A 20,390-nucleotide genomic window follows, 5' to 3' on the forward strand; every position below is an offset into this window, starting at 1 on the left:
ACGCTGAGAAGGCTGAGAGCCGTCTCAGACAGTCTCAGGTCCGCCTAAGGATGCATCACGCAGGCTCTGAACATCGACATACCGTTAAGGAGTGAGATGCGCAGAGGCACGTTCGTGAGGTGGGGAGTGCCGATCGCGGCGGCGGCCGTGATCGGAGCCGCGATCGGCGCCGGCCCCGTCATAGCCGCGGTGAGCGGCGCCCCGGTGCTGCCGGAGCGGTCGGCACAGCAGCTGCTGGCCGACGCCGCGGCGGCGACCAGCAAGGAAGGCGGCATCGCGCCGATGTCCGGCACGGTGCAGCAGACGGCCTCGCTCGGCCTGCCGGCGCTGCCGCAGACCGGTGAGGCGTCGCCGCTGAGCCTGTTGTCCGGCTCGCACGAGGTGAAGGTCTGGTACGGCGGCGAGGGCAAGATGCGGGTGGCCCTGCCGACCCAGCTGAACGAGACCAACCTGATCGTGAACGGCGACACGGGCTGGTACTGGGAGAGCGCCACCAACACGGCCACCAAGCTGACCATCAAGGCGGAGACCGGGCAGGACAAGCGCGCTCTGCCCACGCCGCGGCCGACCGACGTGACGCCGCAGCAGGTGGCCGAGCACCTGCTGGCCAACGTCGACCAGCACACGGCGGTCCGCGTGATCAACACCGCCCAGGTGGCGGGCCGGCCGGTCTACCAGCTCGTGCTGGCGCCCAAGGACGCGGGCTCGCTGGTCCAGGAGATCCGCATCGCGCTCGACGGCGAGACGTACGTCCCGCTGCAGGTGCAGGTCTACGCCAAGGGCTCGGCGGAGCCGGCGTTCCAGGTCGGGTTCACGCAGGTGACGTTCACGCCGCCGGCGGCCGAGAACTTCACCTTCACCCCGCCCGCGGGCGCCAAGGTGGAGGAGAAGACCCTCGGGGCCGGCATGGACCAGGACGTGGCGGCGGATCGCGCCGAGCACGCCAAGGACGTCGCGGAGCGGGCGAAGGTCGTGGGGCAGGGCTGGACGACCGTGGCGGTCGTGCCGTTCTCGCTGTCGGACCTGAAGACCGCGACGCCGTCGGACGGTGGCGAGGGACGCAGCCACGGTCAGGGCCCCGGCGGGGGCGCGGGTGCCGATCCGAGCGCGCTGATCGACAGCGTGCTGAAGTCCGCCACCCCGGTGAGCGGCACGTGGGGCTCCGGCAAGCTGATCAAGACCAAGCTCGTCACCGCCCTGCTGACCGACGACGGCCGTCTCCTGGTCGGCGCGGTCACCCCGGAGGAGATCACCAAGGCGGCGGGCACCAAGTGACCACCGTCACGCAGGAAGCAGGGGCGCCCTCCGGGGCGGCCCTGCCCCCGGGGGTGCCCCAGGGGATGAACGCGGGGGAGTTCGCGATCGTCACGGAGGGCCTGACCAAGCGCTTCCGCGGCGGCCAGGTCGCCGTGGACACGCTGGACCTGGCCGTGCCGCGCGGCTCGGTGTTCGGCTTCCTGGGGCCGAACGGCTCGGGCAAGACCACCACGATCCGCATGCTGCTCGGCCTGGTCGCGCCGACGTCGGGCGGGTACTCCGTGCTCGGACTGCCCCAGGCCCAGGCCCTGCCCAAGGTGGGGGCGCTGGTCGAGGGGCCGGCCTTCTACCCGTACCTGTCGGGTGCGGCCAATCTGATGCGCTTCGACTCCGCCGACCCGACCGCGCCCCGCGCGAGCGCGAAGCGGCGCATCGCCGAGGCGCTCGACCGCGTGGGCCTGTCGGCCGCGGCCGCCAAGCGCTTCCGCAACTACTCGCTCGGCATGCGCCAGCGCCTGGCCATCGCCGCCGCCCTGCTGGGGCCGCGCGAGCTGCTCATCCTGGACGAGCCCACCAACGGGCTCGACCCGCAGGGCACGCGCGAGGTCCGCGCGCTGGTCAAGGAGATCGCCGCCGACGGCACCACGGTCTTCGTCTCCTCCCACCTGCTGGCGGAGGTGGAGCAGATGTGCACGCACGCCGCGATCATGCGTACCGGCAAGCTCGTGGCGCAGGGCACGATCGCCTCGCTGAACGGCGGGCTCGTGACGCGCGTCCGGGTGGAGACGCCGGACGTGGCGGACGCCGCGCGGGTGCTCGGCACGCTCGGCCTCGCCGACGTGCTGACCTCGGGCGGGGAGGTCACGGCGGAGCTCGGCGGCCACGCGCCGGAGCGTGTCAACGCCGCGCTGGTGGGGGAGGGCGTGGCCGTTCGCGGGCTGGCCGTGGTGCGGCCGAGCCTGGAGGACGTGTTCGTGGGACTGACAGGGGAGGGCTTCGATGTCGACGGCTGAGTCGACGGCTGGGACGGCGACCGCTGGGACGGCGGGGACCCTGGGGTCCGCCGTCGGGACCACGGGGGCAGAGACCCAGGAGGAGCGCCGCACGCCCGGGCTGGTGCCCGTCGCGGAGTCCATGCGCACCACCGAACGCCGCCCGCCGGAGCCGTCCGCTTCCGCTCCCGCCCCCGCGGCGGGGAGGGCGTGGGCGTTCTGGCGGCTGCTCGGCTCCGAGCTGGGCCTGACGTTCCGCAGGCCGCGCAACCTGATGATGCTGGCCGTGCTCGGCGTCGTGCCGATCGTCATCGGCGTGGCGCTGCGGCTCGTGGCCTCCGAGGAGGGGATGGGCGGGCTCGTCCAGGACGTCGTGGGCAACAGCCTGATGCTGACGTTCGTGTCGTTCTCGTTCCTGGTGCTGCTGCTGATGCCGGTCGCCGTCAGCGTCGTGGCCGGCGACTCGATCGCGGGCGAGGCCGGCGCGGGGACCCTGCGCTACCTGCTGGCCGCCCCTGCGGGGCGTACCCGGCTGCTGCTGGTCAAATACCTCAACGCGGTCGTCTTCGCGTACGCGGTCACCGCTGTGGTGGCCCTGACGGCGCTGGTGACGGGCCTGATCCTCTTCCCGGCCGGGGACGTGACGCTGCTGTCCGGCAGCACGATCTCGATGGCCGACGGGCTGCTGCGCATCCTCATCGCCGTCGGGTACGTCGGCGCCGGGATGGCCGCCCTGGCCGCGGTCGCGGTGGCGCTGTCGACGTTCACCGAGGTGTCCATCGGGGCCATCGCGGCCACCATGGTGCTGGTCATCGTCTGCCAGGTGCTCCGGGCGATCCCCGAGCTGGGCTCGATCACGCCCTATCTGCTGCCGTCCAAGTTCACGAACTTCGACGCCGTGCTGCGCAGCCCGATCGACTTCGGGAGCCTGCGGGACGGGCTGCTGGCGTTCGGGGCGTACATCGTGCTGTTCGGCTCGATCGCCTGGGCGCGCTTCTCCGGCAAGGACATCACCTCCTGACAGCGGCAGCGCCCCGACCGCGGACGGCCGGGGCGCGGGACGCCGGGAACGTCAGGCGGCGGGACGGCGGCGCAGGCCGAGCGCGCCGATCACGACGCCGATGACGCCCACCACGAGGCCGGCGCCGCCGAGCAGGCGGGCGGTGCCGTCGGAGGCCGACGTGGCCGCCACCGGCGTCACCGAGGGAGCGGCGGCGGCCGGAGCGGCCGAGGCCGGCGCCGAGGCCATGCCGTGTTCGTCGCCCCCGCTCGCGGGGACCAGCTTGAGCGTCGGGGCGGGGTGCTCCGCCTCGGTCCCGTCCGTCTTGGGCGCGTCCGACCAGTCCACGACTTCACCCTTGGAGTAGGTCTGCTTCGTCGGGAACACCAGCGAGTCCGTGTCCTTGGGCAACTGCCCCATGGACACCTCGAACTCCTGGAACTCGCCCGGGTTGATCTTGCCGCCGGACCACACGACCTTGGTCACGGCCTCTTCGAGGTCGCCGTACTCGGTCTTGACCGGCTTGGGCAGCTTGCCCTGGGTGACCTTGACGTCCCAGCCCGGCAGGGGCTTGACCGACACGAAGGCCAGCGGATGGTCGACGGGGAAGGAGACCTCGATCTTGGTGGTCGAGGCGTCGTCGCGCTCGTTCGGCACCCGGAACGCGACCTTGGTGAATCCGCCCTGCTCGGCGGTGCCCGGCTGGATGGTGACGTGGGCCAGGGCCGGGATGGCGAGGCCGACGGTGAGGGCGGTGGCGGCGGCGAGCACGGTCGCCGCACGGCGTGCGAAGGACATGCGGGAACTCCACTTGGTGTACGGGGATGAACAAGGGGTGTCAGACGGTCAGGCGGGAAGTGGAGGACCACGCCTGGCCACGCTGTGCCGGAACTCCGGCTGGAGCGGGACGACCCTCGCCCGGACGATCGGCGCGGCGGGCCGCGCGAACGGTGGCACGGCGACCGCCGGGAGCAGCAGGAGACGGCGGCCGACGAGGCGCAGCAGCGACCAGAGCACGACCTCGCCGCGCGCCAGCCACAGGCCCGTGATCAGCGTGGCCGTCACGTGCGTGAGCAGCATGCCGGTGTTGACCGCCAGGCCACCCTGGCCGTGGCCGTGCGCCGCGGCCCCCGGCTCGAACAGGCCGCGCACGGAGAAGTAGGCGGCGCCGTCGCCCGCGAACAGCTCGTGCAGCGCCAGCTGCGCCCCCACCAGCACGACGTTGATCGTCGCCGCGGAGCGCTCCTTGCCGCACAGCGCCAGCCCCAGCGCGGACACGCCCGCGAGCCCCAGTCCGGCGACCCACGGCGCGGGCGCCGAACCGCCGCCCAGCACGTGCGCGAAGGCGGCGAGAGCCACGCAGACGGCGGCGAAGGCGGCCGTCCGCGCGAGTCTGAGGGGAAGGTGCGCACGCATGGGTGTGCCCCATGCTCTCACGGGGCAGTGAGTCATGAGACCCGAAGTCCGAAGCCGCACAGTGGCTGGTCCAAAACGGGCATTTAGGGCTAGGGTCGTGCCGACCGCGTTGACATTGAGGTGAGAACGTTGCGGCACTTGGGTGGTTTCCTCATCGGGCTGGTGGTGACGGCGGCCGTGCTGGCGGGCGGTGGCTGGGCCGTCCAGCAGGCCGTCGGCAATGCCGCGGCGACACCACCGGACAACCAGAAGATGTGGATCGCGCTGGGCGCGATGGCCGCCGTCGGGCTGGTCGTCGGGCTGGTGGTGGCGGGCCGGATCTCGCCCTTGGCGACGTTCGTGCCGTCGCTGGTCCTGCTGGCCTGGACGGTCGTGTACGCACTCGACGTGAACAGGGCGATCTCCCTCATTCCGAGCGCCCCGTCGGTCAACCAGATCATCCTGGACGCCGGTCTCGGCGCCAAGACCCTGCTCACGTCGGGCGTGTTCGCCCTGCTCGGCGTGGCGCTGTTCATCCCCGTCCTGATGCCGTCACGCTGGTCGCGCCAGTACGACGACGTCGACGAGGACTACGAGGCCACGCCGGAGGGCAGCTACTACTGAGTTGTCCCTACTGGGCCGTCCCCGTGTAGAGGCGGGTCACCACGTCCTCGATGCTCGACTGGCCGGGAGACGTGGCCATCAGGTCGTCGAGCGTGCCGTCGAACGCCAGCCGCCCGTGGTCGATCACCATGACCCGGCGGCACAGGCGCTCGATGTCGCCGAGGTCGTGCGTGGTCAGCAGCACGGTCGTGCCGCGCTCGGCGTTGACCCGCTGCAGGAACTCCCTGATGCCGGCCTTGCTGACCACGTCCAGCCCGATCGTCGGCTCGTCGAGCACCAGCACGTCGGGCGCGTGCAGCAGCGCCGCCGCGAGGTCGCCCCGCATGCGCTGGCCCAGGCTGAGCTGGCGCACCGGCGTGCGCATGAACTCGCCCAGGTCGAGCGTCTCGGTCAGCTCGTCGAGCCGCGACCTGAACGTGGCCCGGTCCACCCGGTACAGGTGGCGGATCAGCTCGAAGCTGTCGACGAGCGGCAGGTCCCACCACAGTGTCGTCCGCTGCCCGAACACCACCCCGATCCGCCGCGCCAGCGACGTGCGCCGGCGCGAGGGGTCGAGCCCGGCCACCCGGACCCGGCCGGACGTCGGCGTCAGGATGCCGCAGAGCATCTTGATGGTGGTGGACTTGCCGGCCCCGTTGGGCCCGAGGTAGCCGACGAACTCTCCCGCCGACACGGTGAACGACAGGTCGCTCACGGCGTGGACGACATTTCTCTTGATCTTGAACGACCGTCCGGCCCGGTCCAGTTCGATCATCCTCAACTCCCCGTGGATCGGTAGTGCCTGATGCCCTGCTGCCAGGCCACCCCGGCCAGCAGGGCGAGGACCAGCGCGGCGACCGGCGCGGAGAACCGCAGGAACTCCGGCGTGCCGAACGGGTCGTCCCTGCCCAGCACGTACAGGCCGGGCTGCCAGTTGACGAAGGCCAGCGGGAGCACGTACGTCACGCCCCTGACCAGGTCGCGGCCGTAGATGCTGAGCGGGTACTGGTTGAGCTGGGCGCTGCCGTAGGTGAAGGCGTTGGACACCTCGGGGGCGTCGGTCAGGACGAACTGGACCGCGCCGCCGAGCGTCCAGATCGCCCCGAAGATGATGATCCCGCTGACCAGCATGACGGGGATCATCCAGGCCCGCCGCCAGTCGAGGTCGAGCGCGGCGACGCCGTAGCCGAGCACGACGCACGCCTGCAGGATCCGGCCCACCCTGGCGGGCACGAACCGGTCGGTGGCGAGCTGGATCCACGGGCTGACCGGCCTGATCAGGAACGTGTCGAGGGTGCCCGCCTTGATGTGCTGGCTGATCCGGTCGATGTTGCTGACGAACGTGTCGCAGATGGCGAACGACACGCCGGCGGCGCCGTACAGGAAGAGGACCTCGTCGCGGGAGAAGCCCGCGAGCGTGGTCGTGTTGGCGAAGACGATCAGGATCACGGCGACGTCCACCGCGGCGGTGAGGGCGCCGAACAGGGTCATCAGCGCGAACGACACCGGGTACGCCGCCGCGGCGCGGGTCCAGGTCCACAGCAGCAGGAAGTAGGTCCTAACCACCCTGGATCACCACCTTGCGGCGGATCGCCATGGTGGCGAGCGCGCCCAGCCCGAGCAGGATCGCGGCCCAGAGCGCCTGGAACGCGAGCGTTTCCAGGACCGGGGCCTTGCCGAGGTAGAGATCGGTCGGGAGCTGGACCATGGCCGCCCAGGGCATCGCCATGACCAGGTCGCCGAACCAGCCGGGGAACAGGTGCAGCGGCACGAGCATCCCGGAGAAGAACGTCGTCAGGAGCATCGACACGACCGCGACGCCGCGGTCGTCGAGGAGCCAGCAGACCGACAGCGCCACCAGGTAGCGCCAGCCGAAGCCGACCACCACCGCGACGGCGAAGCCGGCCAGGAACGCCAGCCACTGCCCCGGCCCGGCGGGGACCGTGATGCCGAACACCACCGCGCCGATCAGCATGGGCGGGATGCCGCGGACCAGGAACAGGTACGCGGCCCTGCCCAGGTCCTCGGCCAGCGTCCAGAGCTGGAGCGAGGCGGGCCGGACCAGGTCGAGGGCGATGTCGCCGCTGCGGATGCGCTCGGGGATGCCGAGCCCGCCCCCGAACAGCTGCAACGGGCCGATGAACGCCTGGGTGATGAAGCAGAACGTGACGGCGTCGGTCACGTCGTAGCCGCCCAGCCCGGGGCGGGCCTGCCAGAGCGCGATGAGGATGTAGGCGCGAAGGATGCCGAAGACGCTGTTGGTGAAAGCGCCGGCGATCGCGCCCCAGACGTAGGTGGCGTGCTTGCGGAAGCCGTACCGGACGAGCCGGGCATATAGGGGTATGGTTTTGCACCTCCGGAGGGTGAGGACACGGTGACCAACCGTGTACGGACCCGCGCACGGGTCTGCCGATGGAAAGCATGGAATTATCCGTTGCGGGCCGTGGGCCCCGCAACGCAATTAATCGTTCAACGGTCGGCGAGACGGTAGACGAAGCGCAGGCCCGACCAGGTGTCGTCGATCGCGGCCACCTTGTTGTCCACCAGGCCCATGGACAGGCCGTAGTCGCGGACGGGGTTCTCCGAGAGGTCCGTGGGCACCTTGCTCGCGCGTTTCGGCCAGCAGACCCACAGGCCGCCGCTCTTCGCCAGCAGGGCCAGGGCGGAGGGGAACGCCCCGTGAAGGGCGGCCGAGTCGGGGCAGAAGACCAGTATGACGTCGTACGGCCCGCCGGCCGGGGTCCGATGCACCTCGGCGTCGGGCTCGCCCAGGTCGAGGCCGTCGGGGGCATCGATGGCGAGGACCTGGTGCCCAGGCTTGACGCCGAGCTTGCGCGGCAGCGGTGTGCCCGAGTATCCAGCCATGGAGGACAGCGTGTCACAGCGCCGAAATATCCAGGTAAGAGATGAGATACTTACTGGCCGGTAGAAGGATCTTCATTCGGGGAAGGAGATTCATCGGAGGGCCGATATGCACATCGACCGGGACGTGGTCCCCGACTATCCCTTGAGCTGGCAAGCCCGCGCCCTGACCAGTCTGATGTGGGGCACCCTGAAGCCGGCGTCCACCGTGCTGATGCGCCATCCGCTGGCCCTACTCTTCGCGGCCCGGCTCGGGGAGCTCGGCCGCCTGGTACGTGTACCCCAGCCCGAACACGTCATCATCGAGCCCGCGGAGTTCTCGGCGTGCGGGGGCGAGTGGGTGCACGGCGGGCCGGGGCTCGACGAGGGCAAGGCGGTGCTCTACTTCCACGGCGGCGGCTACTTCTCGGGCTCGCCGCGTACCCATCGGTCCATCACCTGGCGGCTGTCGGTGGCGGCCCGGCGGCCCGTGCTGGCGCTCGACTACCGGCAGGGGCCCGTTTACACGCTGGCGGACTCGCTGACCGACGCGCTGGACGCGTACGACTGCCTGCTGCGGCGCGGCCACGCGCCCGGGGACGTCATCCTGGCGGGGGACTCCGCCGGGGGCCACCTCACGCTGGCGACGCTGCTGGCGCTGCGGGACCGGGAGCTGCCGATGCCCGGCGCGGCGATCTGCCTGTCGCCGTGGGCCGACCTGACCGACATCCCGCGGCACGCGAACCGCTGGCAGGACCCCATGCTCCCGGCCGGGCGGGTGCGCTGGCTGGCCCGCCGGTGGACCTCGGGCCTCGACCCGAGCGACCCGCTGGTCTCCCCGGTGCTCGGGGACTTCACGGGGCTGCCGCCGCTCATGATCGTGACCGGCTCGACCGAGGTGCTGCGGGACGAGGCCAGGAGGGTGGCCGAGCGGGCGCGCCAGGCCCGGGTGCCGGTACGGTACGAAGAATGGAACCGGATGCCGCACGTCTTCCCGATCCTGGCGGACGTGCTGCCCGAGGCGCGGCTGGTCTTCCGGCACATGGCGCACTTCCTGCGAGCCGTGGCCGCCCGCCGGGCGTCCAGAGGCGACATCGCGGCGGCGTGAGTTTTCGGCCCTGCAGTTTTGGCACTGCCCTTTTCGAGGTTCCCGGCGTACGCTGTCAGCTTGGAGAACGTGTAAGGTTAGGTATACCTAACCTGAAGTCAGGGGGCTGTGCATGACCGAGAAGCCCACGGATCACCATCGTGGCGTCGTCCTGCGGACCGAGTGGATCTCGCGGCACATGGTCCGCGTCGTGGTCGGGGGCGACGGGCTGGCCGACTTCGCCACCACCGGCCTGACGGACCACTACGTCAAGCTGGTCTTCCCCTACGAAGGCGTCGAATACCCCACCCCGTTCAGCGTGAAGACCTGCCGCGAGACGATGCCGCGCGAGCTCTGGCCGCGGCTGCGGACCTACACCGTACGCGCCTGGGAACCCGACAGCCGCGAGCTGACCCTCGACTTCGTGGTGCACGGCGACGAGGGCCTGGCCGGCCCGTGGGCCGCCCAGGCCGCTCCCGGGGACGTCGTGCTCATGCTCGGCCCCGGCGGCGGCTACGCGCCCGACCCCGGGGCCGACTGGCACCTCCTGATCGGCGACGAGAGCGCGCTGCCGGCCATCGGGGCCGCGCTGGAGGGCCTGCCGGAGGGCGTGCGGGCGCACGTACTGGTCGAGGTGGACGCGCCCGAGGACGAGCAGAAGCTCGAGACGGCCGCCGACGCCCGCGTCGCGTGGCTCTACCGGAGCGGTCGTCCCGTGGGCGAGAAGCTCGTGGCGGCAGTGCGGACGCTGGAGTTCCCCGAAGGAAACGTGCACGCGTTCGTGCACGGCGAGGCCGGCTTCGTGAAGGAGCTCCGCCGTCACCTGCGCGTCGAACGGGGCATCGGGCTGGACCGGCTGTCCATCTCCGGATACTGGCGCACGGGGGCCGACGACGAGGCGTGGCGCGAGATGAAGCGCGACTGGAACCGTCAGGTCGAGGCCGAGGAGGAGTCCGCGATCGCCTCCTAGGCTCGCCAGGCACGCCAGGGCCGAAACACCACTTCAGACCACTGAACCCCAGCACTTACTGTCCCCAGAGGAACGAACGCCTTACCTGCAATACCCCTTATGACAGACATGCGGAAAGCCTCCGCGGATCCGGCCACAGTGTGCTTTGCCGAGTCCCGGATCAGAGAGGCGAAACCCGTATGGCGCGTGGTGCTGGCGACATGCCTCCTGGCGTGCGGCCGCTTACGGTGGGCGACCCGGTCATCATCGGCCGATACCTGCTCCTCGGCCGCCTCGGCACGGGCGGGATGGGAGTGGTGTATCTGGCCGAGCACCCTCGGGGTGGCCTGGTCGCGCTCAAGACGCCGCATGCGGTGCATCTCAACGATGCCACCTTACGCGCGCGCTTCGCCGAGGAAGTGACTTTCTCGCGAAGACTGGTGCCGTTCTGCACGGCGGCGGTCCTGGAGGACGGCGCCGACAAGGACCGCCCGTACCTGGTCACCGAGTACATCCCGGGTCCGGCGCTCTCCCAGGTCGTCGCGGCCAAGGGGCCGCTCACGCCCGATCTCGCGTACGGCGCGGCGCTCGGCGTGGCCGCAGCGCTGGTGGCGGTGCACGAGGCGGGGCTGGTGCACCGGGACCTCAAGCCCGGCAACGTGCTGCTGTCCACGCGGGGGCCGCGCGTCATCGACTTCGGCATCGCCCGCGACGTCGACACGCTGGCCGCGCACACGCAGGCCGGACAGGTCATGGGGAGCCCCGGGTGGGTGGCTCCCGAGCGGCTGACGGGTGGCCCGGCGCTGCCCGCGTCGGACGTGTTCGCGTGGGGGTGCGTGGTGGCGTTCGCGGCCACCGGGCATCATCCGTTCGGGAGCGGGGAGGCGGATGTGCTGACCCGGCGCATCCTGTTCGACCCGCCGCGCGTCGCGGGCGTGCCCGCCATGCTGCGGCCCGCCATCGAGGCGGCGCTGGCCAAGGATCCCGCCGACCGGCCCACGTCCGCCGACCTGCTCCGGGCGCTGCTGGCCGCCGGAGGCGTCGGCGAGCCGTGGGATCTGCGGCAGGCGGTGGACGGGGTGCTGGAGGAGATCTGGACGCCCGTGCCCTATCCGCCCGGCGGCGGGCGGGTACGTCTCGCCTCTTCGACCGGCGAGTCCGGGACGCCGGAGGGGGGTGTGGAGCGTTCCCGTACGCGCAGGCGCCGGGCCAAGGCCGGGGCGCATCTGTCGCACGCCAGCTTCGCCGCCCTGGCCACGGTGTCCATCGCGGCCCTCACGGTGATCGCGGCGGGCGGCGACGGCACGAGCGTCGGGGGTGGCTCGCTGCTGCCGGGCGACCCGCCGATCGTGCGCTCTTACGGCAGCGCGGACTCGACCGTCCGCCCCTCGTCCACGCCCGCCGCCACCCTCCCGCCGACGAAGTCCGCCGCCCCGCCCACCCCGGCGAGCACGCCCACGACGTCCGTCCCGCACGCCCGTACCAAGGCGCCGCTGACGGTGCGCAGCCCCTCGCCCGGCCGGCAGGACACGTTCGGACCGGCCAACAGCAGCGGGCCGGGCGGTGAGGACCCCGCCGACTGCGCGAGCCCGGTGCGCAAGCGCGGCAACGCGGTCAGGAGGGACTGCCCGCAGCCGTCGCAGTCGATCAGCACGATCCCGCAGGACGGGCCCGGCGAGTCGCCGGACCCGTCCGTGTCCGTCCCGGAGACGCCGACGGCTACCGGATCTTAGACAGGTCGATCAGGTAGAGGTCGTCCTTGAGGGAGTAGCTGAGCATCCTGCCGGTCGAATCCATGGACGGCAGCCTGATGGTGCTGCCTTCCCCGGGGATGCGCAGATCGCCCGACCTGCCGGTGTCCAGGTCGTAGAGCCCCACGCCCTCCGGCCTCCCCACGCCGTAGACCGAGACGTAGAAGCGGTCCTGGACCGGCTGGTACGCCGAGTGCACGGAGCCGGGCACGTTCTTCTGCGACGAGCCGTCCCGGTGCCGGAAGAAGGTCGTGCCGTCGGCGGCCGTGCCCAGGCAGATGGTCACGCCGCAGAGACGCAGCTCCTCGCCCGGCTGGGTGACGGCCGTCCGGGTCTCGCCGGTCTCCACGTTCTGGATCCGGGAGTACGGCATGCCGCGGGGCTCGCCTCCGCTCCCCGGCGCGCCGATCCACGGCCAGGCCAGCAGATGCATCCCGGCGCCACCCTGGACCGGCTCCACCGTCCCGCCCCCGAGGGGAACGGTGAAGACCCCCCCGGTGTACAGCGAGAAAACGATCTTGTCGTTGACCACGGCCAGCTTGTCGATCCCGCTGCCGTCGTCGGCCGTGTCGAGGCGCTGGTCGGCGACGATCTTCGGGGTGCCGCCGTCCAGCGGCACCGTCCAGAGGTGCGCGACGGAGTCCTTCGTCCCGCTCCACCAGGCCACCTGGCCGCCGCCCACGGCGAAGCCGTTGCCGAAGCCCACCGTGTCCTTGGAAGCCGGGATGTCGGCGATCTTGCGTGGCGTGCCGGAGTCGAGGTCGTAGGCGTAGATGGCGTCCGTCGATCCGGATCCGCCTCCCTGGGCCTCCATGAGCAGCGTACGGTCGTCGACGAACGTCTGCGGTCGCCACGGCACCCCGTCGGGGGACTTCGCCGAGACCTTCCGCACCGCCTCTGGCCAGACCTTCTCCACCTGTTCGGCCGGCGCCTCGGTGTACTGCCCGCTGGCGGGGACGGCCGTGATGGTGTCGCCGCCGCGCAGCACGGCCGTGGCCCCGGCCCCGACCAGCACGACCGCCGCGGCGGCCAGCGCGATCCGGGCGCGCTGCCTCCTGCGCCGGTGGATCCGCTCGAGCCGCTGGGGCAGCAGGGCAGGCAGCCCCGGTGCCTGCTCGGCGGCGTGGCCGAGCGTCCTGCGCAGCGTCTCCTCAACCTCGGTCATCGTACGTTCCCCCTGGTCATCGGCTTACTCGGGAGGCCCGCGCGCAGTTTGTCGAGCGCGCGGGAGGCCTGGCTGCGCACCGTGCCGCGGGAGATCCCGAGCACGGTGGCGATCTCGGCGTCGTCGAGCTGCTCGTAGTAGCGCAGCACCAGCACCGCGCGCTGCTTGCGCGGCAGCCCGGCCAGCGCCTGCCACATCCTGCGCTCGTCGCCGCTGGGCAGCAGGTCGTGGTGCTCGCCTTCCGGCAGGTCCCAGGCGAGCAGCTCACGCCTGCGCAACCGCCAGGTGGCGATGTGCAGCCTGGCCATGGTGGTGCGCGCGTAACTCTCCGGGTTCTCCTTCAGCCGCAGCCGGGACCAGGCGCCGCGCAGCTTCAGCAGCGCCTCCTGGACCAGGTCGGCCGCGTCGTGCGGATTGCCGGCCAGCACATAGCCGTAGCGCAGCAGCGCGTCACCGCGTTCGGCGACGAACTCCGCGAAACGGGGATCACCTTCCAACAGTCCTCGCCCTTCGTCGTTCCTTCACCTCCGAGAGGAACAAGGTGCGAAAACTGTTGCACGCCACGCCTGGGGCGACGTGCACGGCGGGCTACGCTCGGAGGTGGATCAACTCTTCTGTGAAAGAGGATCATCATGAGTACGAGAGCGTTCCCGCTCACGCTGCGCGTCACGGTGAGCGGAGCGACGCCGGACGAGATCAGGGAGAAGGCCGTGGCCCGGGCGCTCACCTTCTTCGGTCTCGACGCCGAGCTGGACGTCATCAGCGCCGAGGCCGAGCCCGACGCGGAGGCGGAGGGCCGCTACCGCGCCACCGTGCTCTTCCGGAAGGTCGCCTGACGAACCGGGGGCTCGTGATCCGGCGGCGTGCGTGCGGCGAATATACGGTGATTGCCAGTCGATGACAGGAGGCGTGCGATGACACGTTGGCGCCGGTTCGTGCTCACCCTGACCGTAGCGATGTTCACCGTGGTCGCGGCGGCATCGGCCGCGGCCGCCGGCATCCAGGGCAGCGGCCTGAACTGATCACCTCCACGCGACACCGGAACGGCCGGTTCCGTCCTGGCCGTCACCGCGCGGCCGTCCGCGCCGGCGAGTCCGTCGCCGAAGTCCTCCGGCCACTGACGGGAGGCGAAGGCGAGGAAGGTCACGAGGATCTCGTCGATGCCGTCCACGGCCAGGTCGGCGGTGGTCCACCCGGGACAGTGGGGCACGGCGGCGGTGAGGTCCCGGGTGGCCGTCTCGCGCATTCGTGCGTAGTCCTGCTCGATAAGTTGCAAGTACCGGCGCTGATCCATGCGCCAAGTCAAACACAGTTACGCGATTGCCCCGTTACTTGACGACCTGGAAGATGAACGGCGCGACCAGGCCGAGGAGAGCCAATGCCTCGGTGAGGACGAAGCCGAGGAGCATGTTCTGGCGGATCAATCCGTAGGCTTCGGGCTGCCGTGCGATGGCCTGCACACCTTGACCGAAGATGATGCCGACCCCGACTCCGGGGCCTATGGCAGCAAGGCCGTAGCCAATGGCAGTGACGTTGCCGGAGACCTGAGCGAGTACATCCATTACGCTGCCTTTCTGGCGTAAGAATCGCTGACTTACTGGTATTTCAGCGCATGGATGCCGGGAGAAGAAATATTTGTTTGCTCCAATTTGCCCGCAAATTGCTCGTCAATCTACACACTAGACAAATCGGGCATCAAGCGGGAAGAGTTCGATCCTGTGCGCGCTTCTGTATTACCGGAGCCCGCAGTCGGTGGGTGACGGCACAGCCGGACTTCGGCTCCGAGCTAACGACCTGCGGCCCAGGGCATCAGCTCGGCGACGATGCTCTTGCTCCAGGGCCGGACGAGAGAGCGCAACTCCTCGCAGGGCTCGGCGCCGAGCGCGGTGTACGGTGCCATCCCCATCCGGTCGGTCGCCTCTTCGATCTCCTCACGCCATCCGCGCCCTTCCTCGGTGAGAGATCCCTCGAAGAGCCAGCCACGCTCCTCCAGCCCCTGTACGGCGGCAGCCCAGTCGGCCTCGGGCCACCCTCGCGTGCTTCGGAGCACCTCGGACGTGACGGCGCCGGTGGCCGCGTGGGTGACCAGGGCTTCGATGCCGCTCAGGCCGGCGGCCAGGAGGGCGGCGAGATGGCCGTCGCCGCGGTACTCGCGCAGCAGGGTCTGGGCGTGCCAGAGCACCAGGTGGGGAGCCTCGGGCCAGGGCAGTGCCGCGTGCGCGGCGTACAGGGGCCGCCCGCTGAGCTCTCCCGCGACGGTCTCCGCCGCCCGGCGGGCCAGCGCTGCCGCCCGAGCCATCTCCGGGGAGTCCACGGCATCGCCCAGCACGCGGCGCAGCGTGGCGTCGGCCGATGCGAGCCGGGCGGCCAGGATGTCGGACGGCGAGGCGATCTGCCAGGCGGCCGGGATCGCCTGCCGTACGAGATCGGGGTTGAAGTTGTAGAAGGTCGCGATCACCGTCGCGGCGGGCACCGGACCGAGAGCGGCGGCTCGGGAGGCGAAGTATCCCATCCGGCCGCTCAGCCCGAGCTTCTCGTAGGCGGCGCTCGCCTCGGGAGAGAAGTAGATCATGCCGTGCAACGGCTCCAGGGTGCGCCAGGTCCGGCGTTCCAGCGTCATGGTGGGAAAGATACCGACCAGTCGGTATAAGTGTCCACAGCTCTTGGATCAGAGAGGGGCTGGATCAGCGAAGCCATGCGTATAAGGCTCCTGCTACCGAGATGGCGCAGGCAAGGACGAACATGACCAGGGAAATCGGCGTGGTGAACGTGCGGTGAGGATTGCGTTGCACGAGACGGAGCGAATCCATGTTCAGGGTCGCAGCCAGCCGATCCTGAATCTCCGCTATCGGCTGCAAGGCCAATCGGGCAAGACCGCGGCTGCGCCAGCCCGCAAGTGCCGCTGCGACAGAGACCAGAGCCGCTACGAGCCCGACAGCGCCGGCTACGGCGTCAAGCTTCGCCTGGAGAGCGGCGACGTAGGCGGCGGAATTCACAGCGGTCGATACGAGGTAGAAGTTGAGGACCTGGAGCCCTTGGCTGATGCGGTACTCATACCAGCGTGTGGCATGTTCGAGGGCGGCCACGAGCGACTCGTGATCATTTGGCCCGGGTGGCGGCGGAATCGGGGCGACGCGGCGGCCAGGGATCCACTGAGCGATCGCGGTCCGGACAGAGGAGATCGTCTTGCCCACCAAACCCTCCGTTGAAGGTCAGCCCACTTCTCCAATGACAGCACACCACCCCATGAAAAGGGCTTTGCCGTGCGGCATCGCATGAAAGTGGGCCGCGCCAGTGCTGGGGGAGACTGGCGCGGCCCGTTTCGCCGGGGAACCGCCGCATGCCCGGAGGGCGGTCCGGCGAGATCAGTGGGTGAACTGCTCCTCTTCCGTCGACCCCCGGAGCGCGGTCGTCGAGGAGTCAGGTGCCACGGCCGTGCTGATCAGGTCGAAGTAGCCGGTGCCGACCTCGCGCTGGTGCCTGGTCGCGGTGTAGCCGCGCGACTCGGCGGCGAACTCGGCCTCCTGCAGCTCCACGTACGCCGTCATGCCGTCCGCGGCGTACCCCTGGGCCAGGTCGAACATGCCGTAGTTCAGCGAGTGGAACCCGGCGAGCGTGATGAACTGGAACTTGTACCCCATGTGTCCCAGCTCCCGCTGGAACTTGGCGATGGTGGAGTCGTCCAGGTGCTGCTTCCAGTTGAACGACGGTGAGCAGTTGTAGGCGAGCATCTTGTCCGGGTACGCCGCCTTGATGGCCTCGGCGAACTCGCGGGCCACGTCCAGGTCGGGCGTGCTGGTCTCCATCCAGAGCAGGTCCGAGTACGGCGCGTAGGCCAGCCCGCGGGCGATGCACGCCCCCAGCCCGTTCCTGACCCGGTAGAAGCCCTCCGAGGTGCGCTCGCCGGTGGTGAACGCCTGGTCGCGCGGGTCCACGTCGCTGGTCAGGAGCGTCGCGGCCTGTGCGTCGGTCCGCGCGATGATCAGCGAGGGGACTCCGGCGACGTCCGCGGCGAGGCGGGCGGCGGTCAGGGTCTTGATGTGCTGGCCGGTCGGGATGAGCACCTTGCCGCCCAGGTGGCCGCACTTCTTCTCGGAGGCGAGCTGGTCCTCCCAGTGCACGCCCGCGGCGCCGGCCGCGATCATGCCCTTCATCAGCTCGAACGCGTTCAGCACCCCGCCGAACCCGGCCTCGGCGTCCGCCACGATCGGCGCGAGCCAGTGCGGGGCGTCGGTGTCGCCTTCCGACCAGGTGATCTGGTCGGCGCGCAGCAGCGCGTTGTTGAGGCGGCGCACGACGGCGGGCACGGAGTTGGCCGGGTACAGGCTCTGGTCCGGGTACGTCTGCCCGCCCAGGTTCGCGTCCGCGGCGACCTGCCAGCCGGACAGGTAGATCGCCTTCAGTCCCGCCTTCACCTGCTGGACGGCCTGGTTGCCGGTCAGCGCGCCGAGGGCGTTGACGTAGTCGTCGGTGTTCAGCAGGTCCCACAGCCGGCCGGCGCCGAGCCGGGCCAGCGTGTGCTCCTCCTGGACACTGCCGCGCAATCTGATCACGTCTTCGGCGCCGTACGTGCGCTCGACGCCCTCCCAGCGAGGGTCGTTGTCCCATTCGTCCTGCAGCTGCTCAGCAGCTCCCTTGAGGCGATCGATCATTGTTCACTCCCTTGTCGTCCCCTGGGGCTCACAGCCGAGTGTGTGCCCTGAGAGGGGCCGCCCATAGTCATGAGTCGAGAGAAGAACGACGAAAGTTTCCATACCATGCATTACTGGCGGGTATTCAACAGTGAAGAAATCGATAGTTTTCCTGTTGGCCTAGACCAATCCGAGCGACACGGCAGTCTGGCTCCGACCTGTTCAGGAGACTAGAAAATGGGCCGAATTTCTGTCTAAGATGCCGACATGGTGCCCTTGCTAGGCGAAGAACCGCTGTCTTTGACGCAGGAGCTTGACCTGATCGCGTTCGGCCAGCGCCTCCGGCACCTGCGTAAACAGCGCGGCCTCACCCTGTCCGACCTGGGCTCGCGCGTCGGCAGGGCGCCGAGCCAGCTGTCGCTGCTGGAGAACGGCAAGCGCGAGCCCAAGCTCTCGCTGCTCAAGGGGTTGGCCGCCGCGCTGGGCGTGCCCATCGAGGAGCTGCTGCGCCGCCAGCCGCCCAACCGCCGCGCCCAGCTGGAGATCGCGCTGGAGGAGGCGCAGCGCGACCCCATCTACGCCGGGCTCGGGCTGCCCCGGCTGAAGGTCTCCGCCCGCGTCCCGAACGACGTGCTCGAACACCTCCTCGGTCTGTACGGCGAGCTGCGCGCCCGGCAGGCCCGCGGCACCGCCACCCCGGAGGAGGCCAGGGCCGCCAACGCCGAGCTGCGGCGCAGGCAGCGCGAGGTCGGCAACTACTTCGGGGAGATCGAGGAGGCCGCCGCCAAGGCGCTGGCCGCGGTCGGCTACCGTACGGGCGCGCTGTCGCAGAGCATGATCCAGAGCCTGGTCACGCACTTCGGCTACACCGTGCACACCGCGCAGGACCTGCCGCGATCCGTACGTTCCATCACCGACCTCCGCAACCGCCGCATCTACGTCAAACACGAGCAGCTCGGCATGCACACCCCGCGCACGATCCTGCTCCAGACGCTCGGCCACCTCGCGCTCGGCCACGACAAGCCCCGCGACTTCGCCGACTTCCTGCGCCAGCGCACCGAGGCGAACTACTTCGCCGCCGCCGTCCTCGTCCCCGAGAAGGCCGCCGCGCTCTACCTCCAGGAGGCCAAGGCCGACCGGGCGCTGTCGGTGGAGGACCTGCGGGACGTGTTCGCGGTGTCGTACGAGATGGCCGCCCACCGCTTCACCAACCTCGCCACCCACCACCTGGGTCTCGTCTGCCACTTCGTGCGCAACGACGCCGGGGGCACCATCTACAAGGCGTACGAGAACGACGGCATCGTCTTCCCGGCCGACGAGCAGGGGGCCATCGAGGGGCAGCGGATGTGCCTGCAGTGGTCGGGGCGGCAGGTGTTCGCCTCGCCCGACCGGTTCTCGGTGTACTACCAGTATTCCGACTCGCCCACCGGGACCTATTTCTGCGTGGCGCACGTCGATCCGTCGCGAGAGCGCGACTTCGCCATCACGCTGGGGGTGCCGTACAAGGAGTCGCGCTGGTTCAGGGGCCGGGAGACCACCAGCCGCACCAAGTCCAACTGCCCCAACGGCGACTGCTGCCGCCGCCCGCCCGCCGAGCTGTCCGAGCGCTGGGAGGGCTACGCCTGGCCGTCCGCCCGCGCCAACTCCCACGTCCTGGCCGCGCTGCCGCCGGGGTCGTTCCCCGGGGTGGACGAGGCTGACGTGTACACGTTCCTGGAGCGTCACGCCGCCACCGCATAATCTGAAATGTGGGGATACGGGGGGAGGGGTCGCATGCTGCCTGAAGTGCGAGGATGGTTGCGGCACCGTACTTCGTCCGCTGAGGACTGGCCGCTCCGGGACCTGAAGGCCGCCAAGGGGGAGACCACGGTGAGCGTGGTGCTCCCCGCCCGCGACGAGCGGGAGACCGTGGGCCAGATCGTCGGCGTGATCCGGCGCGAGCTGGACGGGCTCGTGGACGAGATCGTGGTGATCGACTCGCGTTCCTCCGACGACACCGCGCTGGTGGCGCGGCGCGCGGGGGCCTGCGTGCACGCGCAGGACGAGATCCTGCCACAGCTCAAGCCGATGGACGGCAAGGGCGAGGCACTGTGGAAGTCCCTCGCCGTGACCTCGGGGGATGTGCTGGTGTTCGTGGACGCCGACATCCGGAAATTTCGTGCTTCTCTGGTATTCGGCCTGCTCGGGCCGCTGTTCGCGGACCCCACCGTGGTCTACACGAAGGGTTGCTATGACCGGCCCTTGCACGGCACCGCCAACGGCGGCGGCCGCGTCACGGAGCTGGTGGCCCGCCCGCTCATCAACCTCCACTGGCCGCACCTGGCCGGTTTCGTCCAGCCCCTGGCCGGGGAGTACGCCGGCCGCCGCTCGGCCCTGGAACGCGTGCCGTTCCTGACCGGTTACGGCGTGGAGCTGGGGCTGCTGATTGACCTGCTCGAACTCGCCGGGCTGGACGCGTTCGCGCAGGTGGACCTGGGCTCGCGCGAGCACGCCCCGCAGTCGACCGAGGCGCTCGGGAGGATGGCGTCCCAGATCATGCTGGCCGCCTGGTCACGCCTGCTGCGTCAGGGCAAGATCGAGACCTGCCACGAGCCGTCCGTCCGGCTGGCACAGTTCCGGAGGGGGCCGGACGGGCACGACATCCTGCTCCGCGACATCGGGATCGGCGAGCGCCCACCCATGATCACCGTAGCGCCGTGAACACGATCACCGTGGCGCC

The 20,390-nt window shown here is 70.4% G+C and carries 23 protein-coding genes; 10 read left to right on the top strand and 13 right to left on the bottom strand.

Going from position 1 to position 20,390, the window contains the following annotated elements:
• The first annotated feature begins 96 nt into the window (after window positions 1–96).
• The 3 genes from ACIHFD_RS31315 to ACIHFD_RS31325 are packed head-to-tail and all read left to right on the top strand — an operon-like array spanning window position 97 to window position 3,270.
• Window positions 97–1,275: an outer membrane lipoprotein carrier protein LolA gene (locus ACIHFD_RS31315; protein ID WP_397369927.1), complete on the top strand. Its 1,179-nt coding sequence runs from the start codon at window positions 97–99 to the stop codon at window positions 1,273–1,275.
• Window positions 1,272–2,270, top strand: coding sequence for an ATP-binding cassette domain-containing protein (locus tag ACIHFD_RS31320; RefSeq protein WP_397369928.1), 999 nt, complete (start codon window positions 1,272–1,274; stop codon window positions 2,268–2,270). The genes ACIHFD_RS31315 and ACIHFD_RS31320 overlap by 4 nt, the downstream gene beginning before the upstream one ends.
• Complete coding sequence (locus tag ACIHFD_RS31325; protein ID WP_397369929.1) at window positions 2,257–3,270, top strand: ABC transporter permease; 1,014 nt, start codon at window positions 2,257–2,259, stop codon at window positions 3,268–3,270. The genes ACIHFD_RS31320 and ACIHFD_RS31325 overlap by 14 nt, the downstream gene beginning before the upstream one ends.
• Before the next feature lie 51 nt (window positions 3,271–3,321).
• On the opposite strand, the gene ACIHFD_RS31330 is transcribed toward ACIHFD_RS31325, so the two are convergent.
• A complete protein-coding gene (locus tag ACIHFD_RS31330) occupies window positions 3,322–4,047 on the bottom strand; it encodes a YcnI family protein (RefSeq protein WP_350740783.1) in 726 nt (241 codons plus the stop codon).
• 48 nt (window positions 4,048–4,095) lie between these two features.
• A complete protein-coding gene (locus tag ACIHFD_RS31335; RefSeq protein ID WP_397369930.1) occupies window positions 4,096–4,665 on the bottom strand; it encodes an MFS transporter in 570 nt (189 codons plus the stop codon).
• A 120-nt stretch (window positions 4,666–4,785) separates the two neighbouring features.
• Between ACIHFD_RS31335 and ACIHFD_RS31340 the strand changes: the two genes are divergently transcribed.
• Window positions 4,786–5,268 carry a hypothetical protein gene (locus tag ACIHFD_RS31340; protein ID WP_397369931.1) on the top strand — a complete coding sequence of 161 codons (483 nt, stop codon included), beginning with the start codon at window positions 4,786–4,788 and terminating at the stop codon, window positions 5,266–5,268.
• A gap of 7 nt (window positions 5,269–5,275) precedes the next feature.
• On the opposite strand, the gene ACIHFD_RS31345 is transcribed toward ACIHFD_RS31340, so the two are convergent.
• From ACIHFD_RS31345 to ACIHFD_RS31360, 4 genes are all read right to left on the bottom strand, one after another.
• Window positions 5,276–6,022 (bottom strand): ATP-binding cassette domain-containing protein, encoded by a 747-nt coding sequence (locus ACIHFD_RS31345; protein WP_397369932.1) that lies wholly within the window; start codon window positions 6,020–6,022, stop codon window positions 5,276–5,278.
• Between the two features lie 2 nt (window positions 6,023–6,024).
• Entirely contained in the window at window positions 6,025–6,813 is a 789-nt protein-coding gene (locus tag ACIHFD_RS31350; RefSeq protein WP_397369933.1) for an ABC transporter permease, read from the bottom strand.
• The gene (locus ACIHFD_RS31355; protein WP_397370002.1) at window positions 6,806–7,591 is read right to left on the bottom strand and encodes an ABC transporter permease; all 786 of its coding nucleotides are present in this window, start codon (window positions 7,589–7,591) and stop codon (window positions 6,806–6,808) included. The genes ACIHFD_RS31350 and ACIHFD_RS31355 overlap by 8 nt, the downstream gene beginning before the upstream one ends.
• Window positions 7,592–7,716: 125 nt before the next feature.
• Entirely contained in the window at window positions 7,717–8,112 is a 396-nt protein-coding gene (locus tag ACIHFD_RS31360) for a hypothetical protein (RefSeq protein ID WP_350740795.1), read from the bottom strand.
• A gap of 106 nt (window positions 8,113–8,218) precedes the next feature.
• On the opposite strand from ACIHFD_RS31360, the gene ACIHFD_RS31365 reads away from it, so the two are divergent.
• From ACIHFD_RS31365 to ACIHFD_RS31375, 3 genes are all read left to right on the top strand, one after another.
• Window positions 8,219–9,196 (top strand): alpha/beta hydrolase, encoded by a 978-nt coding sequence (locus ACIHFD_RS31365; protein WP_397369934.1) that lies wholly within the window; start codon window positions 8,219–8,221, stop codon window positions 9,194–9,196.
• 112 nt (window positions 9,197–9,308) lie between these two features.
• The gene (locus ACIHFD_RS31370; protein WP_397369935.1) at window positions 9,309–10,145 is read left to right on the top strand and encodes a siderophore-interacting protein; all 837 of its coding nucleotides are present in this window, start codon (window positions 9,309–9,311) and stop codon (window positions 10,143–10,145) included.
• Window positions 10,146–10,357: 212 nt separating this feature from the next.
• A complete protein-coding gene (locus ACIHFD_RS31375; protein WP_397369936.1) occupies window positions 10,358–11,857 on the top strand; it encodes a protein kinase in 1,500 nt (499 codons plus the stop codon).
• Here the strand turns inward: ACIHFD_RS31375 and ACIHFD_RS31380 are convergent.
• Window positions 11,844–13,040, bottom strand: a complete 1,197-nt coding sequence (locus ACIHFD_RS31380) for a hypothetical protein (RefSeq protein ID WP_397369937.1) — start codon at window positions 13,038–13,040, stop codon at window positions 11,844–11,846. The two genes, ACIHFD_RS31375 and ACIHFD_RS31380, sit on opposite strands and share 14 nt — an antisense overlap.
• Window positions 13,037–13,537 carry a SigE family RNA polymerase sigma factor gene (locus ACIHFD_RS31385; RefSeq protein ID WP_355192425.1) on the bottom strand — a complete coding sequence of 167 codons (501 nt, stop codon included), beginning with the start codon at window positions 13,535–13,537 and terminating at the stop codon, window positions 13,037–13,039. The genes ACIHFD_RS31380 and ACIHFD_RS31385 overlap by 4 nt, the downstream gene beginning before the upstream one ends.
• Window positions 13,538–13,672: 135 nt before the next feature.
• Here ACIHFD_RS31385 and ACIHFD_RS31390 point away from each other — a divergent pair, with 135 nt between their 5' ends.
• A complete protein-coding gene (locus tag ACIHFD_RS31390; RefSeq protein ID WP_397369938.1) occupies window positions 13,673–13,876 on the top strand; it encodes a hypothetical protein in 204 nt (67 codons plus the stop codon).
• Here ACIHFD_RS31390 and ACIHFD_RS31395 read toward each other — a convergent pair.
• From ACIHFD_RS31395 to aceA, 5 genes are all read right to left on the bottom strand, one after another.
• A complete protein-coding gene (locus ACIHFD_RS31395) occupies window positions 13,840–14,334 on the bottom strand; it encodes a hypothetical protein (protein WP_397369939.1) in 495 nt (164 codons plus the stop codon). The two genes, ACIHFD_RS31390 and ACIHFD_RS31395, sit on opposite strands and share 37 nt — an antisense overlap.
• Before the next feature lie 34 nt (window positions 14,335–14,368).
• On the bottom strand, window positions 14,369–14,602 hold the full coding sequence (gene atpE / locus ACIHFD_RS31400; protein ID WP_350740810.1) for an ATP synthase F0 subunit C: 234 nt from the start codon (window positions 14,600–14,602) through the stop codon (window positions 14,369–14,371).
• Window positions 14,603–14,826: 224 nt separating this feature from the next.
• Window positions 14,827–15,660 carry a hypothetical protein gene (locus tag ACIHFD_RS31405; protein WP_350740812.1) on the bottom strand — a complete coding sequence of 278 codons (834 nt, stop codon included), beginning with the start codon at window positions 15,658–15,660 and terminating at the stop codon, window positions 14,827–14,829.
• A 64-nt stretch (window positions 15,661–15,724) separates the two neighbouring features.
• Window positions 15,725–16,234: a hypothetical protein gene (locus ACIHFD_RS31410; protein ID WP_397369940.1), complete on the bottom strand. Its 510-nt coding sequence runs from the start codon at window positions 16,232–16,234 to the stop codon at window positions 15,725–15,727.
• A gap of 171 nt (window positions 16,235–16,405) precedes the next feature.
• On the bottom strand, window positions 16,406–17,692 hold the full coding sequence (aceA, locus tag ACIHFD_RS31415; RefSeq protein ID WP_397369941.1) for an isocitrate lyase: 1,287 nt from the start codon (window positions 17,690–17,692) through the stop codon (window positions 16,406–16,408).
• Between the two features lie 279 nt (window positions 17,693–17,971).
• Between aceA and ACIHFD_RS31420 the strand changes: the two genes are divergently transcribed.
• Both ACIHFD_RS31420 and ACIHFD_RS31425 read left to right on the top strand, forming a co-directional pair.
• Window positions 17,972–19,411 carry a helix-turn-helix transcriptional regulator gene (locus ACIHFD_RS31420; RefSeq protein WP_185073509.1) on the top strand — a complete coding sequence of 480 codons (1,440 nt, stop codon included), beginning with the start codon at window positions 17,972–17,974 and terminating at the stop codon, window positions 19,409–19,411.
• A 33-nt stretch (window positions 19,412–19,444) separates the two neighbouring features.
• Complete coding sequence (locus ACIHFD_RS31425) at window positions 19,445–20,371, top strand: glucosyl-3-phosphoglycerate synthase (RefSeq protein ID WP_350740818.1); 927 nt, start codon at window positions 19,445–19,447, stop codon at window positions 20,369–20,371.
• Window positions 20,372–20,390 lie beyond the last annotated feature (19 nt).

Source organism: Nonomuraea sp. NPDC051941 (genome assembly GCF_044593615.1).